Origin of the sequence: Alteromonas sp. NFXS44 (genome assembly GCF_040148705.1) — a bacterium.
In the GTDB taxonomy this organism is placed as follows: Bacteria; Pseudomonadota; Gammaproteobacteria; order Enterobacterales; family Alteromonadaceae; genus Alteromonas.
This window is the reverse complement of the sequence record NZ_JAGDEA010000005.1, coordinates 446,808-470,362: the sequence shown is the minus strand read 5'-3', so window position 1 is coordinate 470,362 and position 23,555 is coordinate 446,808. Positions and strand designations below refer to the sequence as shown.

15 protein-coding genes are annotated in these 23,555 nt (G+C 47.6%); 5 read left to right on the top strand and 10 right to left on the bottom strand.

Annotated elements, in window-relative coordinates; all coding sequences use genetic code 11:
• Window positions 1–99: 99 nt before the first annotated feature.
• From J3369_RS07320 to ffh, 5 genes are all read right to left on the bottom strand, one after another.
• Complete coding sequence (locus J3369_RS07320) at window positions 100–507, bottom strand: tellurite resistance TerB family protein (RefSeq protein WP_119503352.1); 408 nt, start codon at window positions 505–507, stop codon at window positions 100–102.
• 248 nt (window positions 508–755) lie between these two features.
• The gene (locus J3369_RS07315) at window positions 756–1,976 is read right to left on the bottom strand and encodes a phosphoenolpyruvate carboxylase (RefSeq protein WP_349585435.1); all 1,221 of its coding nucleotides are present in this window, start codon (window positions 1,974–1,976) and stop codon (window positions 756–758) included.
• On the bottom strand, window positions 1,973–2,608 hold the full coding sequence (locus tag J3369_RS07310; RefSeq protein ID WP_349585432.1) for a condensin complex protein MksE: 636 nt from the start codon (window positions 2,606–2,608) through the stop codon (window positions 1,973–1,975). The genes J3369_RS07315 and J3369_RS07310 overlap by 4 nt, the downstream gene beginning before the upstream one ends.
• Window positions 2,605–6,285, bottom strand: a complete 3,681-nt coding sequence (locus J3369_RS07305; RefSeq protein ID WP_349585429.1) for an ATP-binding protein — start codon at window positions 6,283–6,285, stop codon at window positions 2,605–2,607. The genes J3369_RS07310 and J3369_RS07305 overlap by 4 nt, the downstream gene beginning before the upstream one ends.
• Before the next feature lie 358 nt (window positions 6,286–6,643).
• Window positions 6,644–8,038 (bottom strand): signal recognition particle protein, encoded by a 1,395-nt coding sequence (gene ffh / locus J3369_RS07300; RefSeq protein ID WP_303575006.1) that lies wholly within the window; start codon window positions 8,036–8,038, stop codon window positions 6,644–6,646.
• A gap of 218 nt (window positions 8,039–8,256) precedes the next feature.
• Here ffh and J3369_RS07295 point away from each other — a divergent pair, with 218 nt between their 5' ends.
• On the top strand, window positions 8,257–9,048 hold the full coding sequence (locus J3369_RS07295; protein WP_303575007.1) for a cytochrome C assembly family protein: 792 nt from the start codon (window positions 8,257–8,259) through the stop codon (window positions 9,046–9,048).
• Between the two features lie 138 nt (window positions 9,049–9,186).
• On the top strand, window positions 9,187–10,482 hold the full coding sequence (locus tag J3369_RS07290; protein WP_303575008.1) for an HlyC/CorC family transporter: 1,296 nt from the start codon (window positions 9,187–9,189) through the stop codon (window positions 10,480–10,482).
• A 1-nt stretch (window position 10,483) separates the two neighbouring features.
• Here the strand turns inward: J3369_RS07290 and J3369_RS07285 are convergent, their stop codons facing one another.
• Together J3369_RS07285 and sixA are read right to left on the bottom strand one after the other, a co-directional pair.
• The gene (locus J3369_RS07285) at window positions 10,484–10,672 is read right to left on the bottom strand and encodes a hypothetical protein (protein WP_119500773.1); all 189 of its coding nucleotides are present in this window, start codon (window positions 10,670–10,672) and stop codon (window positions 10,484–10,486) included.
• Window positions 10,673–10,791: 119 nt separating this feature from the next.
• Window positions 10,792–11,304: a phosphohistidine phosphatase SixA gene (gene sixA / locus J3369_RS07280; protein WP_119500772.1), complete on the bottom strand. Its 513-nt coding sequence runs from the start codon at window positions 11,302–11,304 to the stop codon at window positions 10,792–10,794.
• Between the two features lie 176 nt (window positions 11,305–11,480).
• On the opposite strand from sixA, the gene J3369_RS07275 reads away from it, so the two are divergent.
• The 3 genes from J3369_RS07275 (at window position 11,481) to J3369_RS07265 (ending at window position 19,314) form a co-directional block, all read left to right on the top strand.
• Window positions 11,481–14,231, top strand: a complete 2,751-nt coding sequence (locus J3369_RS07275; protein ID WP_349585424.1) for an insulinase family protein — start codon at window positions 11,481–11,483, stop codon at window positions 14,229–14,231.
• A 182-nt stretch (window positions 14,232–14,413) separates the two neighbouring features.
• Window positions 14,414–18,925 carry an EAL domain-containing protein gene (locus J3369_RS07270; protein WP_349585421.1) on the top strand — a complete coding sequence of 1,504 codons (4,512 nt, stop codon included), beginning with the start codon at window positions 14,414–14,416 and terminating at the stop codon, window positions 18,923–18,925.
• Window positions 18,926–19,158: 233 nt separating this feature from the next.
• Window positions 19,159–19,314, top strand: a complete 156-nt coding sequence (locus J3369_RS07265) for a hypothetical protein (RefSeq protein ID WP_303575012.1) — start codon at window positions 19,159–19,161, stop codon at window positions 19,312–19,314.
• Between the two features lie 89 nt (window positions 19,315–19,403).
• On the opposite strand, the gene J3369_RS07260 is transcribed toward J3369_RS07265, so the two are convergent.
• The 3 genes from J3369_RS07260 to fadI form a co-directional block, all read right to left on the bottom strand.
• On the bottom strand, window positions 19,404–19,607 hold the full coding sequence (locus J3369_RS07260; protein WP_303575013.1) for a hypothetical protein: 204 nt from the start codon (window positions 19,605–19,607) through the stop codon (window positions 19,404–19,406).
• Window positions 19,608–19,762: 155 nt separating this feature from the next.
• Window positions 19,763–21,922, bottom strand: coding sequence for a fatty acid oxidation complex subunit alpha FadJ (fadJ, locus tag J3369_RS07255; RefSeq protein WP_502877420.1), 2,160 nt, complete (start codon window positions 21,920–21,922; stop codon window positions 19,763–19,765).
• On the bottom strand, window positions 21,922–23,232 hold the full coding sequence (gene fadI, locus J3369_RS07250; protein ID WP_349585417.1) for an acetyl-CoA C-acyltransferase FadI: 1,311 nt from the start codon (window positions 23,230–23,232) through the stop codon (window positions 21,922–21,924). The genes fadJ and fadI overlap by 1 nt, the downstream gene beginning before the upstream one ends.
• Window positions 23,233–23,555 lie beyond the last annotated feature (323 nt).

Sequence of the window (23,555 nt, the reverse complement as noted above, 5' to 3'; positions counted from 1 at the left end):
CTTCAAATTGAAGCGGCCTTTTTCATGTCGTCAGTACTTATTTTATCTGTTCAGAATTCAGATACCGGTCATCTCTGAAAGACGCCGTATTGTATCGTTCTAATTTAATTCCGAGGGTGATACCGGTTTTGCACGGTTTACCAGCGCTTTCGCAAGCACCTTGTGCGTCAGCAGTGACAAAAGCTCTGTTTCTTCGTCACTGCGTTCGCCGTCAATGCCGGTGATGGCCATAGCCACTTCCAGCGCCTTATCAGCATCAAAGAGTAAGTCAGTTTGCAACGTACGCAGATAACGTTGCTCTTCGCCTGCATCCAGTACCTGCCGTGTCTGGTAGATAGCGTCAGTAAAAAATGCCTCGCGGCAAATAGGGCTTTGCCAGTCTAGATGGTTTATAACGTCTTCCAGATAATCCTGTTCTGAAAGTGTGACCTTGCCGTCTACCTGATATAACAAAACAGATAAACGGATCAGAGCTTGATTAAAAGCCTGCTCATGGGACAACTGCATGATAATCTCCATTCGTGTGCCATATGCCTTAACAGTCTGATAACAACGACGGTCAGCCGGTATTATCAAATTCGCGCGCCACTTTAGTTCCTTTATGTGACACGCCTATTACGCATAGCTGCTACAGAAAGTTCATTATGTTACACAATTGTTAATTATATGGAAATTTAAAAAATTTTCATCCTTTGTTCAGACTAAATTGTTCTAAACCGGGATGAATGACACAGAGTTGACGGGTTACGCCGGGACTATCTGAGCCCCAGCGTAACGTCGTTAATGTAGAAATTGCCGGTGTAAACAGCGTCCGGCTGACCGGAAGCATCCAGCGCGAAGAATTGTTTATCGTTTTCATCCAGCGACTGATAACCGCCGATAACCTGATAAATCCATACCTCTCTATCGAACTCAAGATCCCGTTCTTCAAAGTACTCAAGGGCTGATTTAGGCTGACCGGAGTCAATTACATCACAGAAGTAATCATCCACAGCAACATGGATAGGATCCTTCTCCAGTGACACGCTGGACTGCGCCGTGACTTCGATTTCCTGTGCGGCCTTGTGGGCATTTTCATCCGGCTTACGGCGATGAATGTCAGTCAGAGTGCTGACAATCATCTGATAGTCACCTTCATGAGCTACCTGGTTCACGTCGGCTGCCGCCGCTTCAAGCACACTCTCTGCCTGATTGAACAATACGGGCACCTGACTTAATGCAGGATAATTGCCGGGCGTAAAATCCGGTTGTTGCTCCATTTGCAGTAAAAAACCCTTGAGCAGACGGGTACGTCCCTGAAACTCACGGAAACGCCCCAGCAGGTCGAGTAAGCGGGCCTGCACCACAGACAGTTCCTGCGCAGCTTTAGAGAAACTCTGCTGTAACGCAACCACCAGCAAATGCCGCAACTCACGGTTACTGCCGGCCAGTTCACTGAGTTCATCGAAATGGAAACTTTCCAGTTGCTGCAGTAAATCACTCACCTGCCCCTGCGCCAGTTCGTTCTCACGAATTTTCGCTTCTACCGAAGAGACATAGCCAAACTCATTGTTAATGCGACTGAACAGCACCCTTACGCTGTTGGTCAGTGATTCTGTTAACTGATACACATGCTCAGTTAAATCCGTCATATGAGCATGGGCTTCGTTAAAACGGTTGTAGTGCAGCGATTCTTTGTAGTGCTCAGCTAACGTGCGCAAGCTTGCCAGCGACGCAGTGATGTTAGTGTTGATGGTACGGTTTCTTTCATCCTGCAAACTGCCTTCCAGCAATGCACGTACCGCGTTTTTCAACCGCAGCGGACTTTGAGGATCGGGACGCCATAACACCCCAAGCTGAACCAGTTGCTCCAGCACCTTACGACTAAAATCCGCCTCTTTTACTGAGCCATTCACGTAAGCGTGCATAATGAGGTCGCTGTGGCGGCCCAACGCATTGAGCAACCGGGTGCCGGCCTGAACCAACACCTGACTCATATCAGGCTCCCCTGCTGCACGGCAGCCTCAGCTTGCTCAGACAACGACAGACTTTCGGTTTCGTCGATAAATTTAATCATCTCAAAAAGATGCTCAACTTTACCGGTCACCAGATAAATCTGCTTTTCGGTATTCGGTTTAATCAGGTATCCCATATCGGTCAGACGCTTAAACACCTGCCTAAGCTGACCGTCCAGATTCATACTGGTAGAGTTAAACACCCGGTAGCGTGAGATTTTTTCAAGCTGTTCTGCATAAGCCGGCGTATCTTCTATGACGCTTTGCAGTTCATTTAAACGCAGTGCGTTACCCATCGTGACGGGCATATCTGACTCACTGGCTTGCTGTACCAGTAACAACCATTCCACCAGCGGCACCAGGCTGGATGCAGTTTCCTGAAACTGCTGAGTTAACACTTTGCGTTCATCGTCGCCCAGCGTTAAATAGGCAGCAAAAAACACGTCGCCTTCACCGGTTGACGCCAGTGTGCGGTTGAGCACATTCAGGTGAGGCTCCAGCTTCTGCGCATTATCGCGGCTTTTCAGATAGCGCCAGCCTTCTTCATCACTCACCTGACAGATAAACTGCCCTTTGAGCAATAAACTTAAAATACGACCCTGTTCTGACATCATGCTGACACCTCCTGTTCGCGGCGGGCTTTAATTCGTTCCGCAATGGCGCTGACTTTTGGCTCAACCACCTGTAATTGTCTGCTGACTTTATCGATAAGGTAGCGGTTCTCAAACAGCGTTAATACATCAGACTCAGGATTAGGGAAGGCCCCCACCACACTGATATTATTGTTCTGACAGGCATCGAAGATCTTCTTCACGTTACTCTGGTGAAGTGTGCCCAATTCATCGATAGGCCAGTGAATAGTGGTATCAGCTTCTCCACGAAGCAAACGGGTAAAGGCAAGCAGGAACTTACACAAAATAAGGTAAGCCATACCGTGACTGGAAGACTCGTTCAGCTGTCTGTCGGTACGGATCACGAGATCGCTGTTGCCTTCACGTAAATGCAGTTCGATATCCAGCAGTTTACTGATGCCGCCGGTCAGCGCGGCACGACCGAGAATATCCAGCACACGGCGCATACTCTGCCCATACTCTTCATCCGGCAATTCATTGGCGCCCTGTCCCATCCACTCGTCGTACAATGCGCGGAACTGTTCCAGTTCAGGCCAGAATTCCAGCTCACTGATCCGTGAGCGGATTTTTACCGCGGAGTCAGACACGCCATCCAGGAACAGTTCTCCGTCAACCTCTCTGGTAATGCGGCGGCTCTGACTGACGATGCGTTTATCGATATCTGCCAGTACGTAATAGTACTGACTCAGGTCCGCGCCAAAGATACGTCCCTGCTCTTTCAGGCCCTGTAATTTTTGCGGCACAATAACATTCAGCAATTGCGCCAGATGGCCGACCATGCGACGGTGGTCAACGCTCTTCACGCCCTGGGCGTTCATCACGGCACATTCTTCGCGGGCCCGTTCCCAGGTATCTGACAAACCGGTTCCCGCCTGCGCGGCGATAAGCTGATCAAAGCGTTCAACATAAGCTTTCACATCAGACATTAAGCCTTCACGCTCATGCAGGGCACTCTGCACCTGAGATAAGCGTTGATTAACGGATAACTCATCATGGCGTACAGCCTCTTCAGCCTGTACAGCCGGCAGGGCAATTTTTGCCAGCGATTTAGCAAAGTTAACCACCTGCTCATATTGGTCGGATGAAGTTTTCAATGCCGTTTCTAACTGACCATGCTGATCTTTAAGCTGCTCCCTAGTTTCTCGGTACACGGTTTGTTTTGCAGCCAGTTCACGCTCAGATTCGGCCAGTGACTGACGGGCTTTCGCCAGGCTGTTTTGCCAGGCAACTTTGTGGCCGGTGAACACCGTCTGATACCAGCGTTCATAATCAGCGACTTTATGGCGATGAGTTTCTGTGCGGTAGATATCTTCTTTAAGCACTTTAATGCGCTTTTTCATCTCACCGATTTCATCCACGTCCACACCGCGGTTATTCAGCTCATTTTCCAGCCACTGCTCAGTGTCACGACGGTCTTTGGCCGCATTATCTCTGGCTTTACGCATATCTGAATCAAGCTGGCTGATTCGGGCATCAGTGTCAGCAATAAGCTGCTGCCAGTGGAAGCTGTGCTCCGTTTCGGCTTCCCGTTGCTGATCTTTAATCTCATCGCGATCGAGTTCAAACTGTGCCACCAGCTGTTTTCTGGCCTGAACGTTATCATCCAGTTTGCTGCGCGCTTTCTGTTTGCGGGCCGACAACGCCTGCTGATATTCACTCAGTACTGCATCACGATCCTGCTGGGCACGCTTACGGGTGGCTTCTGCACTGCGTACGGCATTATCTTTCTGAGTCATCGCCAGCTCAGCGTTACGCACGTCTTCGTTGGCTTTCGACAATACCGCTTCACACTCGTTTTGTGCCGCTAACGCCAGCGCCAAAGATTCTTCTGCAGCACTTAAACGGGCTTTAAGCTCCTGTTCAGTATGGGCATATTCCGGCGTATCCAGTGCTTCCAGTGCCAGCTTAATACCAAACAGGCTTTCACCTTCAGCCAGTTGCGGAACGAGATCTTTGCGCTCCAGCAATTCGGGACGCACGACCTTACCCAGCGTATGTTCCCAGTTATCCAGGTTGCCACGCAGAAACTCCAGCAAGGAACCTTCTCCGGGGTACAGCAGCTGATTGATACCATCAACCTGCTTTTCCTGTGCCTGATGCTGGTTGCGGGCTTTATCCAGTGCCGATGAGGCTGACTGACGGTGCAGTACCGCCTGACTATGGGCCTGCTGTGCCTGACGATACTCGCTGCGCGCAGCATCTTCATTGATGCTGGCTTCTTTTATTGCGGCATCCAGTAAATCAAGCTGAGACTGCTCAAACTCGTTATAACCGGCGTTATTCAGACCGGCTTTCAGTTCGGCTTCTGCAACTTTCAGGTCGCTGAGGGCGTTTTGATGTGCGTGATTTAACGATTGAATTTGCTGTGCATAATCGTCGCGGATGTTTTGCAATGCATCACGCTCTTTTTGCTGCAGATCACTACGTTTATCTGCCGCTTCCTGACGGCTGGCTGAAAGCTGCTCCAGGTTCATACTGAGCTTTTCACCCAGTTCAGCAATACGGCGGTTAAACGTTGATTCGATGTCCTGATGTTTTTCGGTCAATAAGGTATACCGGCCGGATACCAGTTCCAGCTCGTTCTGCCACTGACCAAGATTCGCCACATCTTCTTTTAACTGTTCAATATCCTGTTCCTGCCAGCTCTGGAATTCCTCTTCCACGGCATCCAGTTCCGAGGTGTATTTTTCTACATCCGCTCGGGCAGATGACACCGTCTGATTGAGTGTGTCACGGGTCTCAGACCATTGGTTATCATTCTGCTTGCGCCGGAACTGATTCTCTTCCAGTTGATTCTTAGCCGTTTCGACAGCCGCGGATAAATGACTCTTATCCGCCTCAAACACCTGCTTTAAACCGCCTAGCTGCTTCTCTGTCGTTCCCAGTGCCATATCGGCCTGTTCAAGTTTGGCAAACTCGGGGCGGATACGATCAAACTGCTTGATGAGCTGGCATTCACGCAGCCAGTCATCCACACGGTTGCGGCTTAAATTTGACGTGGGCGGCTGCACACCGTCTTCTTCGAGAATAGCGGCAATCATGGCCTTGATGGTTTCCATCTTGCCTTCTTTAGAATGCACGGCTTTAGCCAGCTTCTCGATGTGACGTACATGCAAATTAGGCTGACACAAACTGAAAATACGGGCGTAACCCAACAGTTCCCGTGCGTTGCTGCTCTGGTTCAGGACACCGTGATCGTTTTGCAAAATGGCACGGAAGTCTTTTGTGGTCAGTAAACTGGTTACCAGCACGTTGTTGCGTTTCATTGCTCTGGCAAGCTCGGCGCTGCTGATACTCACCCGTTTACCGTTTTTTTGCGGCAGCAGGTAATCGTCAATATCAAAAGGTTTACCGATAAAGCGGTAATTAACCCCCGTCCCGTTAGAACTCAATACCGCCTGACATAAATCCCCTTCAGCACGGGTGAATTCGTAAATAATAAAACTGGATGTGCGGGGTAAATACCAGCGCTCAAAGCTGTCCCGGGTGGCCGGTACAACGCGGCTGGGATACTCCCCGTAAAATACGGGAATAAGTCGCTGCAAGGTGGTTTTTCCGGATGCATTAGTACCGCAAATATTGGTATGTCCATCCAGTTTAAGTTCAACGACACCCGGCAAGTGGGTATCAATAAGAATGATGCGTTTTAAACCAGCCATAATAATCCTGTCTTCGTACCGGCATATCTTTTTTGTTATCGTCGTGACCGCCGGTATGCGTCTTGCTGAAATTGTTATACCGCTGTCGGGAGGGGAAATATGTCAGGCGTTGCAAACCAGCATTCCGGCCTGCAAAGAGTCTGGCCCGAACCTTTTCTTTAAGGCATCCCTGTCGCCAGCGATATCCATCGTTTAAGCGGGCTAGCAGTGTATTATGAATTGGCAAAATTGCCCAGTGTGGATGTGATTTTGTCGGTGTTGCGGCGCACTGTTCGGGCAATTTTCAGACAATGCATTGTGCCCGCCACCAAAAAAAAAGAGACAGCATGCCGCCTCTTTTTCGTTTTATCTCTGTGGCTTACCGTGGCGGGAACATTCCGCCGCCACCGCCCATGCCACCCATTCCGCCTGGCGGCATCATGCCCTTCATCTGGCGCATCATTTTCTTCATGCCGCCGCCGGACATTTTCTTCATCATTTTCTGCATTTGGGTGAATTGCTTCAGCAGACGATTAACATCCTGAATTTGTGTACCGGAACCGGCAGCTATACGACGTTTACGGGAGCCTTTGATCATGTCAGGACGCTCACGTTCAGCCGGCGTCATGGAATTGATAATGGCTTCCATCTGATTGAACTGCTTTTCATTGGCCTGATCTTTAATTTTGTCAGCCATGCCACCCATACCGGGCAACTTGTCCATCAGCCCCATCATGCCGCCCATATTGCGCATCTGTTCAAGCTGCTCTTTAAAGTCCTGAAGGTCAAAACCTTTACCTTTCTGAACTTTCTTCGCCAGTTTCTGCGCTTTGTCTTTATCAACTTTACGCTCAACTTCTTCAATCAGGCTGAGTACATCACCCATCCCCAGAATGCGCGAGGCAATACGCTCAGGATGGAACGGCTCAAGGGCATCAACCTTTTCACCCATACCAATGAACTTGATGGGTTTGCCGGTGATTTTACGCACCGACAACGCGGCACCACCACGGGCATCACCGTCAGCTTTAGTCAGGATCACACCGGTAAGCGGTAATGCATCATTGAAGGCTTTCGCTGTATTTGCCGCATCCTGACCGGTCATGGCATCTACCACGAACAGGGTTTCAACAGGTTTAACCGCCGCGTGAAGCGCTTTGATTTCATCCATCATGTTTGCATCAACGTGCAAACGACCGGCTGTATCCACTAAAAGTACGTCGTAAAATTGTTTTTTCGCCGCATCGATGGCGCCGTTAACAATATCAATGGGCTTTTGTTCAATAGAGGAAGGATGGAAACCCACACCCACATCTGTAGCCAATGTTTCCAGCTGCTTGATTGCCGCAGGACGATAAATATCCGCACTGACCACCAGCACTTTTTTCTTTTCGCGCTCAGTCAGATATTTAGCCAGTTTACCCACACTGGTGGTTTTACCGGCACCCTGCAAACCTGCCATCAAAACGACCGCCGGTGGCTGAGCAGACAGGTTCAGCTTTTCATTGGCCTCCCCCATGACAGACTCAAGTTCAGACTGTACAATTTTTATGAAGACCTGACCGGGCTTCAGGGCTTTGGTCACCTCAGTGCCTACAGCACGGGCCTTGACCTGGGCGACAAACTCTTTGACTACCGGTAAGGCAACGTCCGCCTCAAGCAGTGCCATCCGCACTTCCCTGAGCGTGTCTTTAATGTTGTCTTCGGTCAGTCTGCCACGGCCACTGACGTTGCGTAACGTCTGACCAAGGCGTTCAGATAAATTCTCAAACATAAGGCAGCTTCTTCAAATCGGTTAACTCATTATTCCCGCCATTATAGCGAAAAAGGCGTTCACAACGAACCTTGATATGTGTTTCTCTGTTTATATTGTCTTAATCTGTGTAAAAACAATGGTTCTGGTTGAATTTCCTTTGGACTTGCAGTATCAATACAGCCAGTAAAACGGGTGCAGGAAAAAGTCACACAGCACCCCTTCGTACAGGAATTGGGATGACCACCGTATTTGCCGTTGCCGGCATAATTTTTTATCTTGCTGCCGCTTTTCTTTTGATGGGCAAGATTGTCAATCAGCAAACACCAAACAAGAAACTGGCAATGATCCTGTCTCTGGCAGGTGCGGCTGCCCATATTTGCTACCTGTCACAGGCCATTGTTATTGCCCCTGGCCAGAATATGAGTATTACCAATGTATTGTCACTGGTATCCTGGCTCATCACCGTATCCATGCTTATCAGCGCATCGGTCATGCCGAATATCATTCTGCTGCCCGTGGTGTTTGGTTTTTCTGCGATGACAATTGCAGCCGCTCAGGTACTGCCGGTCAGTCATATCATGCACATAGAAATGCAGCCGGGTCTGGTTATCCACATTACCCTTTCGTTATTTGCCTACGGCACGCTGGTGATCGCTTTTCTTTATGCGCTGCAAATGTCGTTTATTACGTTTAAGCTGAAACAGAAAGGCGCATCTCTGCTGAATTCGCCCCTACCTCCGTTAATGCTGGTAGAGGGCATGTTGTTTAAGCTACTGCTTGTCGGCACATTTCTGCTGATTTTATCGCTGGTAAGCGGGTTCGTCTTCCTCGATGACATGTTCAGTACCATGTATGCCCATAAAACTGTCCTGTCGATAATTGCCCTGGCAGTTTATATCGTACTGCTTACCGGTCAGCATATTTGGGGCTGGCGCGGCAAACAGGTTATCGTACTCACCGTTATTGGTCTGATGCTGCTCACACTCGCCTATTTTGGAAGCCGCTTTGTCAGAGAAATTCTGCTTTAAAGGCTTCTTAATGCCTTAAAATGCAGATAAAATGCCCGAAAAAGACCAGTTATAATAAAGATTCATTAACTTACACTTGAAACCCGCTGTCTGAATAACTAAATTGGATAGTCCACACAGGTAAAGGAACCCGGATTTTTGGACGACATATCAACGAGTACGCTATTTATTGCACTTGGCGTGCTGATTTTTTTATCTGCCTATTTCTCAAGCTCTGAAACAGGCATGATGTCGATAAACCGTTATCGGCTCAAACACTTGCAAAACGAAGGTAACCGTGCAGCTTTACGGGTGCAAAAGTTACTTGAACGTCCTGACCGTCTTATCGGCCTGATCCTGATTGGTAACAACCTGGTTAATATTGCGGCGTCTTCTATCGCAACGATTATCTGCACCCGCCTGTTTGGCGATTACTGGGGATTTTTTGCAACTACATTTGGTCTTACTCTGGTCCTGCTGATATTTGCTGAGGTAACCCCGAAAACACTGGCGGCGTTGTACCCTGAAAAAGTCGCGTTCCCGAGCTCAGTTATCCTGCTGCCTCTGCTATTTGTACTTTATCCGTTTGTTGCACTCATCAATTCCATCACCAACAGTATATTATTCCTGCTGCGGATTAACCCGACAAATGGTAACGATGACTCCCTGAGCCGGGAGGAATTACGGACTGTGGTATACGAAGCAGGCACGATGATACCGAAAAAGCACCAGGACATGCTGGTGGGTATTCTTGATTTAGAGAATGTCACCGCCGAAGATATCATGGTTCCCAGGGCAGACATTGTCGCTATCGATATCAACGATGACTGGAAGAAAATCCAGAAGCAACTTACCCAAGCCCAGCATACCCGTGTACTTCTGTATCGTGACAGCATTGATGATGCCGTAGGCTTTGTGCATTGTCGTGATGCCCTTCGTCTGTTATCAAAAGATCAATTCACCAAGTCGAGTTTGCTCCGTGCAGTGCGTGAAATATATTTCACGCCGGAGTCCACCCCGCTGCATACTCTGATGTACAAATTCCAGGCAGAAAAAGAACGTATTGCTCTGGTGGTCGATGAGTACGGCGATATTATGGGTCTGGTCACGCTGGAAGATATTCTTGAAGAGATCATCGGTGACTTCACCACGTCCATGGTGCCGGATCACAGTAAGGAAGCGAATATTCAGCAGGATGGCAGTGTGCTGGTAGATGGCAGTGCCAACGTGCGTGATTTAAACAAGGAAATGGACTGGAAGTTGCCTGTTGACGGCCCGAAAACCCTTAACGGTCTCATTCTGGAGTATCTGGAAGAAATTCCGGAAAATCAGGTCAGTGTGCGTCTCGCCGGTTATCCTATGGAGATCGTGGATATAAAAGACAATATGGTGAAAACCGTGCGTATCCTTCCCGAATACTTCACTGAGCCGCGGGATAACGCTTCAGATATTTAATTTACTCTGATTTCTCTTTGGCCTGCGCTCTGCGGGCCAGTACCTGCGCTTTTGCCGCAGCAACTTTACCCGACAACACATTCAGTTTGCCTAGGATATCTTTTAGCTCCTCATCATCTCTGAGATCGGCTTCCGCCATATGACTCTCCAGAGATCGACGGAGTAAATCCGGAATAGATTTGGTCGTCATTAGGAATACTGCCCTGCGCAGCTGGTTACTCTCACTAACCTGTTTATCGGTTAATAAACCAACTTCTGAAGCATTTTTTTGATTTTATTGAGAAAGCCTTAAGAATCTTTGGCTTAGGGTTATCCCTGGAAATGTGCGAGCAGTTCGCCATGCTGTTTCTGCACATTATAGCGGACGACAGCAACTGAAGCGGTGGCAAACAGGCTGTTACTGGGTATGACACACACCTCATCAAGAAAGTAGCTGACAAAGGGCATGTGACTGACCAGCAGCATACGTTCCACAGGCTGACTTCTGCTCTGCGTGGCGGTAAACAGGGTGTCTACATAGTCGTGTGCGAGCTTAGGATTGCCTTCCGGAATAATGTCTTCACACAACTCCGTTTTATTAGCACTGATGTCCAGACTGACCATGTCAAATGTTTGACGAGCACGACGGTAAGGACTGATCAGAGCCAGATCTATTTGCCGGTCCGGGCAGTAGTTATCAATAAGCCAGTTAGCACTGACTGATGCCTGAGCCCTTCCATAATCGGTAAGTTGCCGGCTTTTGTCATCAACCCGTAATGATTCCGCCTCACCGTGGCGCATGATAAACAATAAAATGTCGGCGTTGGAATTTTGACGTGGCATAGTTTAATGAATATGATGAAAGACTACACTGTAACCATAGCAGACCGGAAAAGACTAGCCTAGTATAAATATGTAAGACTTTAGGTGATACGGACGTGTAATCAATTCAGGAAGCGCAAGCGCCGGAAAGATACCTTTTAAGAAATGCAGTAAAAAACATAAATAAAGAGAGCATTTTGACAACACCACTGAATCTGGAAAAAGCCACTTTCCATACGCTTCCAAATGGCCTGCGGGTCATGATTTATCAGCATGAACTGACACCCTCCACCTATGCTTCCATGTCTGTCCGTGCCGGCCATTTTTATGATCCCGAACAGTGTGAAGGTTTATCTCACCTCCTCGAGCACATGATGTTTCTGGGCAGTCGCCACTTGCCCAAGCCCAACAGTATTAACGATATGGTGGACAGTGCAGGCGGCAGTATTAATGCCTGGACGGGTACTGAGTTTGCTAATTACCATTTTCATTGCAGAAGTGCGGAGCTCAAACGCATTCTTCCCGCTTTTGCAGATATGCTCAGACTTCCTTTGTTAGACAAAGAGACTCTGGATAAAGAAATCAACGCTATCGAGGCGGAATTTCAATTTAAACGTAAAGATGATTTGCGCCGTCTTTATCAAATCCACAAAGAAACCGCGAATCCGGCACATCCCTTCAGTAAATTTTCTGTAGGCAATGCCAATATTTTCCGCTCTTTGCCGGAAGATGAATTGCATAAAGCGTTACACGATTATCATTGTCAGTACTACACTGCCAGCAACATGTGCCTGGCCATTTTTACCAGTGAAGATCCGGAAAATGTGCTGGAACTGACACAGCAGAGCTTCAGCGCATTCCGTCAGGGCGAAGAAGCGCCGAAAGAATGGCCGCCACTGTATAATGAAGAACAACTTGCCGTAGATATTAATATCATTCCGTTGCAAACCGCGCGGCGGATGATTGTCACCTTTGCTCTGCCCGGACTCCATCTGGATTACCGCACCAAGCCGCTTAACTATTTAAGTCATCTCATCGGCGATGAGGGTGAAGGCAGCTTACTGGGCTGTCTGAAGGCCAAAAACTGGGTTACCAATCTGATAGCAGGCAGCGGGATTGAAGGCGATGACTTTAAAGATTTCAATGTCAGCTTTCAGTTAACCGAAGAAGGTCTGAATAACAGAGACAGCATACTGGAAGCCTTATTCGCATTCGTCAGACTCATTAAAAACAGCATTGATGAGAAGTGGCGGTATCAGGAAAAAGCGCATCTCGGCGCTCTGGCTTATCAGTATGAAGAGAATCCCAAGCTGCAAAGTATTGTTTGCGAATACTCCCAGCATCTGTTCACCTTTGACAGCGAAGAAATAAAACTCTTCAGAATCATTATCGACAGCTTTGACAAGCAGAAGCTGGAACACGCGCTGTCCTTTTTTACCCCCCATACAATGCGGGTAAAAATGATTGCTCCGGACCTTCCCACAGATTCGGTTTGCCGGCACTATAACGCCCGCTATCAGATACGCCCTTTGCCTGAGGACTTATTGCACAAGCTGGCAGAGCCGGAAGCTTACGACGGTTTACAGTTACCTCCGCCCAATCCTTATCTGGGTGATGATTATCACCTTACTATTCCGGGCGATGATTATTTACTGCCAAGAGCGTTGGTCAGAGAAGAACATTTCGCATTCTGGTATGCGCAGGACAACCAGTTCCACAGCCCGAAAGGCGATATTTATATCTCTTTCGATGCACCTGCATTTACTGACAACCTGATTGCAGTAGCGGCAAAACGTATCTGGCTCGCAGCGCTGAATGACCATTTGCAGGCGAAATATTACCGCGCAGAAATTGCTGGCCTGCATTACCGGATTTACGGGCATCAGGCTGGTTTTACCCTCCATACCCGGGGGTTTTCAAATCATCAGGTCAAGCTGGCTGGTCAGCTGCTGGAAACTATCCATCAATTTATGCCTGAAGCATCCCAGTTTGAGCGTCTGAAAGCCATGCAAATTCAGACACTTGAAAATGCCCTGATGAATAAGCCTACCAACCGGTTGTTTTCACGGCTCAGCGTAATTGTTCAGCGCAATACACAGGCGCCGGTGGAGCTTTTGAAGGCAGTCCGTGAATGTTCTTTCGAAAATATGACAGACATTTGCCGGCAGGCGCTGGATAAATATTTTGTCGAGAGCTTTATGCATGGCAACTGGCCGGCAGAAGAAGCCTCTACCTTTGCAGAACATTTAAAAGGTGCCTGTCCCGGCGCAGGTTGTCAGCCATTGTCCCGCGCTGTGACCCAATTACCTGTTGGCGAAGCCCTCTATCACGAAGTCATATGTGAACACGATGACGCGGCAGTAGTGCTTTATCTGCAGGCGCCCGGTAACAGCCTGAAAGACACCGCCATGTGTATGGTGCTGGAACAAATGCTCGCCGCCCCGTTTTTCAATGTACTCAGAACAGAAAAGCAACTCGGGTACGTGGTTGGCACCGGCTATGTGCCTCATAACCAGCATCCGGGTATGGCTTTCTACATTCAAAGTCCGTCTCACGAACCGGAAGTTTTGCTTAAAGAGATGACCTCATTTCTGTTTGAGCAACTAAATGAAATCGATTTTTACCGGTTCTACTGGTCAACCATTCAAAAGAATCTGCTAAAACAGATGGAAGAGCGTGATTTATCACTGTCGATGAAGTCACAGAGACTGTGGGTAAGCCTTGGCATTCAGGATCATGGTTTTGACAGAAACAGCAAACTTGCCGACCTGATTTGCAGACTGTCTTTTACCGATATACAGGACTACGCCAACGCGCTGGCCAAACGAAGCCTGTTCGGCGAACTGGTATTGTTTGCACCCGGTAAATTCAAAGGTATCGACGTGCCTCAGGACAGATTGCTCAGCGACCTGTCATCGTTTAAAAAGCAAACACCTTATTTTGACTGATTTTTCACGATAAATAAGGTGTAAACTTTAAAGTGGACAAGAATTAACCTCCTCTGTCCCCTATCCGGAAAAAAACTTGTAGATATTGGCTGATTTCGGCATATTGAACCTTCGGTTTGAATGGATGCTGCCGATAATAAACGTAATTAAAACGATAAAATAATACGGCCAAAGGTGTATTGGTGCGCTCAACCTTAATCTGGATTTTTGTCAGCTGCATTCTGCTGCCGGGGTATCTACTCTGTGCGGAGAGTAAGGCTGTATCAATCACAGACATCTACTTCCAGAATATCTCGCAAAAAGATGGTATTTCAGACCATAGTATTTTGGATATTGTTGAAGACAAAAACGGAAGCTTGTGGATTGCCACACTCACCGGCCTGCACCGTTATACCGGTTATTCAGAAGGTGCTAAACAGTATCACCCTCAGACTTCAAATCCCCGCTCTCTGCCTTCGACATGGATAAACGATCTGTTTATCGACGATAACGGCACGCTTTGGGTAGGCACGGACCAGGGCCTGGCGAAATACAATGCTCAAACTGACGACTTTACAGTCATCGTTTTTGAAGCCAATACGTCAAAATCTAAATACATCAGAAAAATAATAGCAGACGAAAACGGTCGCTTGCTTGTCAGTACCTATGACGAAATTTATCGCCTGCAACCCGATGGTAAGGTATTGATCCCGGCTTTTCGTGGCACAAAGTTACCCGACGATATGCTGGTTATTTATAATGAAGCACACCGTTTATGGATAGGAACAAGAAATCACGGTGCTTTCATCCTGAATAAAAACAGTGATCAGATATTCCCGCTTTCAAAGGTGAATCCTTATGGTTATTCAGTCGCTCAAAACCGTGTGCATGACATTAAGGTTATCGACGGGGAATACTGGCTGGCGACGGGGGACGGAATTACAAGGATTGCCAATAACGGGGAAATCTCTTATTTGGGCAGTTCAGAAGACAACCAGCCAGTTAAATTATCTACCACGTCCACACTGACACAGGTCGGAGACATCGTCTGGATAGGCACATTCAAAGGACTGGCTATCTACGACCTCAGGAAAAGACAATTCATCGCAGCAGGCCAGAAAAGCGCAGAACTTACCGGTTTAACTCAGAAAATTATTTTTTCTATTCAGGCAGACAGCAATGGCAGTGTGTGGGTAGGCACCTATTCCGGTTTGTTCAGATACCAGCCTAAACTCAGTGCTGTCCGCACGTTTGAAAACAGAAAAGAATTTCAGAAAGCTTCCATCTCGTCAACCATCTGGGCCATCGATGAAGATGCGAATGGTGATCTATGGTTTGTCACGCAAAATGAAGGATTGGGGAAGTTTGACCGGGATCTTGGAACAATCGACTACTTTATCGAAAATTTAAAAAGTAACCTTTGGGATTTAATTATTGATGACAATGGCTACTTTTGGATTGCAAGTACTAGCGGCCTGTTAATTTACGAACATCAAAATGGAAAGTTTAATTTAATTACAACACTTTTCAAAAACCAGGTAGTGGAAAGTCTGTATTTTGATGGTAAATACGTCTGGCTAAGTTTAAATAATGGTAAATTAACCTCTATACCCAGTTCAATGATAGGTGAAGCAGAAAGTATCAGTGAATTGGAAGCTCTTTCTACAGAACACCAAATTACACAAAGTGACACTGTCGTTGTTCCAATATTCACGGACAGTGAGCAGAGACTTTGGGTATCTTCACCCGATAAAATACTGGTCTTCGACCCCGTTGCCGGTGAGGTCGTCAGAGTCATTGAAGACCCGTCTAATAGTAGCTTCAGAGCAATGAACGTTTACTACTGGCGAAATTTCTACTGGGTCACCACTTTTTACGACGGTGTTATTAAAATAAATGCCCATAGTCTCGAGATTGAAGACCGCCAGCAAGTTGTGCAGGATGCAGGAGTGACCTTTTCTGCTCAGGGTCGTGACAGCTCCGTGTGGTATACCAACCGGTTGGGTATAACGCGGGTAGATCTTTTCACTCTTGAGTCCAAAGAAAATATTTCAAGAGAGGCCTTGGGATATAATGAATTCAGTGAAAAGGCATCTCTGCTGACTTCTGATGAAGCACTGGTTTTTGCCGGTTCAAAAGGGTTTAATATTCTAACTAAAACGTTTATCGAAAAAGATTTAGTTCAGACTTCTCAAACACGTCCCCCGCATCTTTTTGATCTCAAAATTTTTGGCTCATCTTCAATTAGTGATTTTGATGATGAAACAAAATCGACTGATACCAGCATTTTAGAGAAGTCTGAGTATTCTCTGGATTACGAGCAATCCCGTTTTAGTATCACTTTTGGTTTGATTAATCCGGTCACTCCTGAAGATGTGGTGTATCGCTATCGTATGACAGGGAATGTAGATGACTGGTTCCCGGCTGATACCAGCAGACTGGCACAATTTAATAACGTGCCTTTCGGCAGTTATGTCTTTGAAGTGCAGGCCAAGGAAGGGGATAAAACCTGGTCTGAGAGCACCAGCTTTAGATTATCTGTTGGCCGGCCTTTCTGGTTACACAGTGCAGCACTGGTGTTCTACGCCTTTATAGCACTTTCGGTACTCTTTTACATTCTGCGCCAGTACCAGTTACGCAAGCAGGGTCAGCGGGCTATACAAGAGTCGGAAGAACGTTTGAAACTTACCCTGTGGAGCTCCGGCGATGAACTCTGGGACTGGGACGTTTACCGTGGTCAGGTTTACCGTGCCAACACATGGGGCACACTGGATTTCCCTCAGGACAACATCCGCACATCCAGTGCCTATGATGCCAATATTCATCCTAATGACGTCATGCGTGTTCAGGAAGCTTTGAAAGCCCATCTGGAAGGTAAATCAGAATTTTACGAACTGGCTTACCGCGCAAAAACGTTTTCTAACTCGTGGATTTGGGTACTCGACCGCGGCAAGGTGGTGCAGCGTGATCATAATCAGCAACCCATGCGGATGACAGGTACACTGAAAAACATTCATCATCTGAAAGAAGCTGAAGAACAGTTAAACCTGTTCAAACGGTCTATTGAAAATATCTCCGAAGGGGTATTCATTACCGACACTAATTTCCGCTACATCTCGGTCAATAACGCCTATTGCGGTTATACCGGAGAAAGCCGTGATCAGGCACTGGCTTCGTACATGTACTTTAACCAGTATCCGGATGCCTTTACCGAAGAAATTAAGAAAACATTGCGCACTAAAGGTAACTGGTTTGGCGAGGTCGAATCAGCCCGGGTGAACGGTGAGCGCTACGAAATGGAACTGAATATCGATGCCGTACATGATGACGATGGCCGTATCAGTCATTTTGTGGGTGTATTCTCTGACATCACATCCCGTAAAAGCACAGAAAAAGAATTACTGAAGCTGGCGAATACCGACCCGCTGACAGAACTCCCTAACCGCTCTTTCTTCCAGGCCAGTCATCAAAACCTGGTCCGTAAAGCAGCGTCTCATACCCTGCTCTGTCTGGACATGGACAACTTTAAGAAGATTAATGATTCCCTTGGCCACCAGACCGGCGACGTGCTGATTAAGCAAATCGCCAAGCGCTTACAGCGTATTACCGGCACTACGGCAACCTGTTACCGCCTTGGCGGTGATGAATTCAGTGTTCTGATGGAAGACCAGGCAGACATCCACACTATTACCCATTATGCACAGGACATTCTGGATAACCTGTCACGGCCTTTCATTATAAATAAACAGGAATTTGTACTCGGTGCCAGTATCGGTATCGCTTTTTATCCTGATGACGGTAAAACACCGCAGGAAATGCTGAAAAACGCAGATACCGCCATGTACTTTGCGAAGAACAATGGTGGTAATACGTATAAGTTCTTCAGCGGTGAAATGAACCAGAACGCGGTGCGCCAGTTGCAGATAGAAAACCTCATCCGCCAGGGCATTAAAGACGATCTGTTCACGGTTTATTACCAGCCTAAAGTTGATATTGCCTCGGGTAAGCTGGTGAGTATGGAAGCCCTTGTGCGTTTTGAACACCCGCAAAAAGGCATAGTTAGCCCGGGTCAGTTCATTCCGCTGGCAGAACAAACCGGACAAATAGTCGAAATTGGTGAACAGGTACTGCGTAAGGCCTGTGCAGATACCAAACGCTGGGTTAACGCCGGCTTGTTCTCCGGCCGTGTAGCGGTAAATATTTCTGCCAAGCAGTTTGAGTTGCCAAACCTGGACGACCGGATTGAACAAATCCTGAAGGAAGTAGGGTTATCCCCGCTCCATCTGGAGTGTGAAATTACCGAAGGCACGCTGATGGAGAATCCGGACCAGGGTCTGGAAATGATGAAGCGTCTGCGGGACCGGGGCATTCACCTGGCACTGGATGACTTCGGAACAGGTTATTCTTCATTAGCGTATCTTAAGCGCTTTCCGCTGAATACACTGAAAATCGATAAAGCGTTCATTGACGACATTGCAGAAAGCAGCACAGACCGGCATATGGCTGCCGCTATCATCAATATTGCCCATAATCTGGGGCTAAAAGTGGTCGCTGAAGGTGTGGAACAGGAAAAACAACTGACGATTTTACGTCGCTACGAATGTGAAATGTTACAGGGTTATTTGTACTCAAAACCACTGAATGCTGAGCGATTTGAGAAATTACTTCAGGAAAATCAAAAGCTTTACAACCTCATCGGTCAGAATTCTTACTGATCCCCCCTGCGTCAAAAATAAGGCGTAGTACACATCTTAATTTATTGCAAATCTTTTTTTCTGGCACCATTAAAATTCAGTTTAAAATACAAAACTTTTAACTTACTGAAAAATAAGAGTTTTAAAACTTTCATACTACTAAAGGTTTAGGTTGGCACACATATAGCTATATCTCTGGTGCACCGGCGAGAACGGTGTTGTTTGTTCAAATAAAAAATCAGAGGATATTTATAATGTTAAAAGCAGCCGCTGTAGCACTAGCACTTTCCACAACTGCACCTGTCACTGTAGAAGAAGGCGCCAAGCCTGTTGAGAAACAACAGGAAGCCACTACGCAGTTTCAGAAGATGAAACCTTGTCAGCACTTGAATGCTTGTGATTTAGACTAATTTTGGTCTTAACACAAAAAAAGTCAGAACAGTCTGACTTTTTTTATGCCTGAAATCCGCCACGGAAGGCGATATTGAGCCATTTAAGGCTAAGCGGCAAACACTGGCCCGCGATACCCTGCAATTTCACGCCACAGTAAGTACCGCTTCATATTAAACAGCGGGAAAAGTGCCGGACCCAGTAATAAACCACCTACAGCCCAGCGTTTCGCATTCATTCCGGCTTTCATTGCTGCAACGTAATATCCCGCAGCACAACACCCAAACACCATTAAAGCCAGAAAAACCATCATTGGAAAAATAACCTCTTGATTAACTATGCCAAAAAATTGACTACAAAATAACCAAACCGGTTGCAGTGTACTTATTTTTACCTCGAAAGCCAGTTAAAACACCGCCTAAAACAAAAAAGTCGGGCAAAGCCCGACCTTTTAACATTACAAAAACATCAATAGAACGTTTTATTTTCTTTTGCCATTTCCTGTAAACATTCAGCCGGGGTGAATTTCGGATCAACACTACCCGCCAGTTGTGTCAGCTTGTTGACTACGGTATCCAGTCCTAATGTGTCCATGTAGCGGAACGGACCTCCAAGGAATGGCGGAAAGCCGATACCAAAGATTGCCCCGATATCGCCGTCGCGGGCACTGCGTATCACACCTTCGTCCAGACAACGTGCAGCTTCATTCAGCATCATCAGAACACAGCGTTCCGCGATGGCCCTTTCGCTGAGTTTCTTCGACGGGGTCACACCAAGCACGGCGTAAATGGATTCATCCACTTCCTTACCGGGTTTCTTACCTTCATACAGATAAAAGCCCTTGCCATTCTTTTTCCCTTTCCGGTCATCAGCCAGCACTTTGTCAAATGCCGCAGGCGCTTCGAAGCGGCTGCCAAACTGTTCAACCAGAAACGGAATAATCTTGGTCCCGACATCAATACCGACTTCGTCCAGTAACTTAACCGGCCCCACAGGAAAGCCAAACTTCACCAGTGACTTATCGATATACTCCACCGGCTCACCAGCCAGCAGTAAACAGGCCGCTTCGTTCATATAAGGAGCAAGAATACGGTTCACATAGAACCCTGCCCCGTCCTTCACCACTACCGGGGTTTTCCCCTGCTTACGGGCAAACTCTACGGTGGTTGAAATAGTCTCGTCTGACGTTTTGTCATGAGCGATAACTTCCGCCAGCGGCATTTTGTCTACCGGAGAGAAGTAATGCAGGCCAATAACATTCTCCGGCCGTTGTGCCTTAGCAGCAATGTCGGTGATCGGAATGGAGGATGTATTTGAAGCGAAAATCGTTTCAGCTTTGCAGTTGGCTTCAACATCAGCCACCATCTGTTGCTTCAGAGTGAGATCTTCAAATACCGCTTCAATCACAATATCAGCGTCCTGAAAACCACGGTAATCAAGACTGCCGGTAAGTAAGGAAAGCTGTTTTTGCATCTCACTTTTCAGCATGAAGCGCTTTTTCACTTTCTTGTTAAGAATGTCGTAGCTGTATTTCATCGCATTGGCGATACCTTCCTCACGAACATCTTTGATCCGTGCAGGGACACCGGCTTTGGTTGCCGTTACATAAGCAATACCACCGCCCATCAGGCCACCGCCGAGTACACCGGTTTTATGCACTTTGGCAGGCTTTACGCCTTCCACGCCATGTTCTTTCTTCATCTCTGTAGTGGCAAAGAAAATTTGACGTAACTGGAAAGACTCCGGTGTCATCACCAGCTTACCGAAGGCATCAGCTTCTGCATTAAGCCCTGCTTTCATGCCGTCATTCAGACCGGTTTCAATAACATCAATGATCATCGCCGGTGCCGGATAGTTACCTTTTGTTTTCGCAAAAGTCTGCTCTCTGGCTTTCTTAAACAAAAAATTACGGCCGAAACGATTTTGCTCCAGGGCTTTATTCACCAGGCCTTTTTGCGGGGCATCACGGTGTGGCTTTGCTTTAAGCGCAAATTGTTCAGCCACATCAAGCAATACACTTTGCGGCACCATGTCATCAACAATACCGTATTTCTTCGCCTGCTTAGCACGCACCGGAGCGCCGGTGAGCATCATCTTCATTGCCTGCTGTACACCAATCAGGCGCGGTAACCGCTGGGTTCCGCCACTGCCGGGCAGCAAGCCTAACTGAACTTCTGGCAAGCCCAACTGTGTCTTTGGTGAATCCGTACAAATACGGTAATGGCAAGCCAGCGCCAGCTCCAGACCCCCCCCCAGGGCAGGGCCATGAATAGCGGCAACAAAGGTGGCTTTCATATTCTCAATACGATCAAACACATCCTGACCACCGGCCGCCAGCGCCCTGGCATCAGCCTCGGTTTCACAGGCTGCAAGCATAGTGATGTCAGCCCCCGCAACGAAAGAAGAAGGCTTTCCGCTTGTCAGCACAACACCTTTAATGCTGCTGTCGCTCTCTATTTCATCAAGGACCGCAGAAATCTCGTCTCCGAAAGCCGCTTTCAGCGTATTCATTGACTCGCCCGGGACATCCATCGTCAGAATGGCAACACCATTGTCCTGTCTTGTGAGGGTAAATGCTTTGGCAGATGAATCACTCATAACCACGTCCTGATTTTCCTGTTCGCTCATTATTCTGTCTCCACAATCATGGCTGCGCCTAAGCCACCGGCAGCACATGCTGTCAGCAATCCGCTTCCGCCGCCACGGCGCTGTAACTCATTCAGCATCTGGGTGATCATCCGGGTGCCGGTAGCAGCAAAGGGGTGACCATAGGCGATAGAGCTGCCCATCACGTTAAATTTGTCCATGTCGATTTCACCGGTAGCTTTATCACGACCCAGTTTTTCTTTAGCGAATTTGTCGCTGGCAAACATTTTCACGTTGGCCAGTGTCTGGGCTGCAAATGCCTCGTGCATTTCAATCAGTGTAAGGTCGTTAAGCGACATACCGGCTCTGTCCAGCGCCATTGGCGTGGCATAAGATGGTCCCATCAGCATGTCTTCCCACACATCAATAGCTGCGAAGGCGTAGCTGCGGATGTAACCTAACGGGGTGTAGCCTAATGCTTTGGCTTTGCTTTCCGTCATCATCAGTACTGCAGATGCACCATCGGTCAGCGGCGTTGCGTTAGCGGCCGTAACGGAGCCGTATTTCTTATCAAATACAGGGCGCAGTTTGGCGTAGCCTTCCACCTTTGAGTCAAAACGAACGTTATTATCTTTACCCAGCGCGCCTTTGAACGGCTCTGCATAGGCAGTCATTACCTCGTTGTCCAGCTTACCTTCATTCCAGCTTGCAGCCGCCAGAGAATGAGAACGGTGAGCCAACTCATCCTGAGACTGTCGTGAGATACCATGAGTCTTGGCCATCTGCTCCGCTGTCTGTCCCATGGACAAGCCTGTGGAATATTCTGCAACTGCGGGCGGGACAGGCATTAAATCTTTCAATCCCAGCTTTTTAATAATGGCCCACTTCTGACCGACTGTCTTTGCTTTTTGCAGATCCACCAGTGCACGGGCAAATTTTTTCGACACACCAATTGGCGATACAGATGTTGAATCGGCACCGCCGGCAATACCAACTTCTACGGTACCGGCCATCATGCTCTCTGCAATGTTAACCGTGCTTTGAAAGCTGGTAGCGCATGCACGGGACACACTGTAAGCGTCAGTATGCACATTCATGCCAGTACCCAGAACGATCTCGCGGGCAATGTTGGGCGCTTCCGGCATTTGCACAACTTGTCCGTACACCACCTGGTCCACCAGCTCCGGTGATACGCCATTACGGATGAGCAGTTCATTGACCACCATCTTGCCCAGATCAACGGCGGGCACACCGTGGAAATACGTCGCCATTTTCGCGAAAGGCGTACGTAATCCTGCGACTATCGCGATTCTGTCACCGTTACGGGTTGTGACTGATTGTTTAACTGTCATGTTGCACCTGCATTAAATGACCCTAAGTGGTCAGACCTGTAAAGAGTTAGATTTTTACAAACAATGAACAAAATAGCAAATTTCCCCTGCAGGCAGTTCATCCTGAAAAATTGCCTGCTTATCCAAGAGCCTGAAACTAATGTAGTTTAAGAACATCACAAAGCCCATTAACGGCTATACAATAAATTTACGCCGGTGGCTTGAAGCGCAGGATTCGGGCCTTATTATGTATAGGTACTCATCCGGCTATGTAAAAGATTGCATTGCGTTGTCTGCCCTGACGGTTCATTTGCAAGGTTGCACAGAACACAGGTACGACTGAG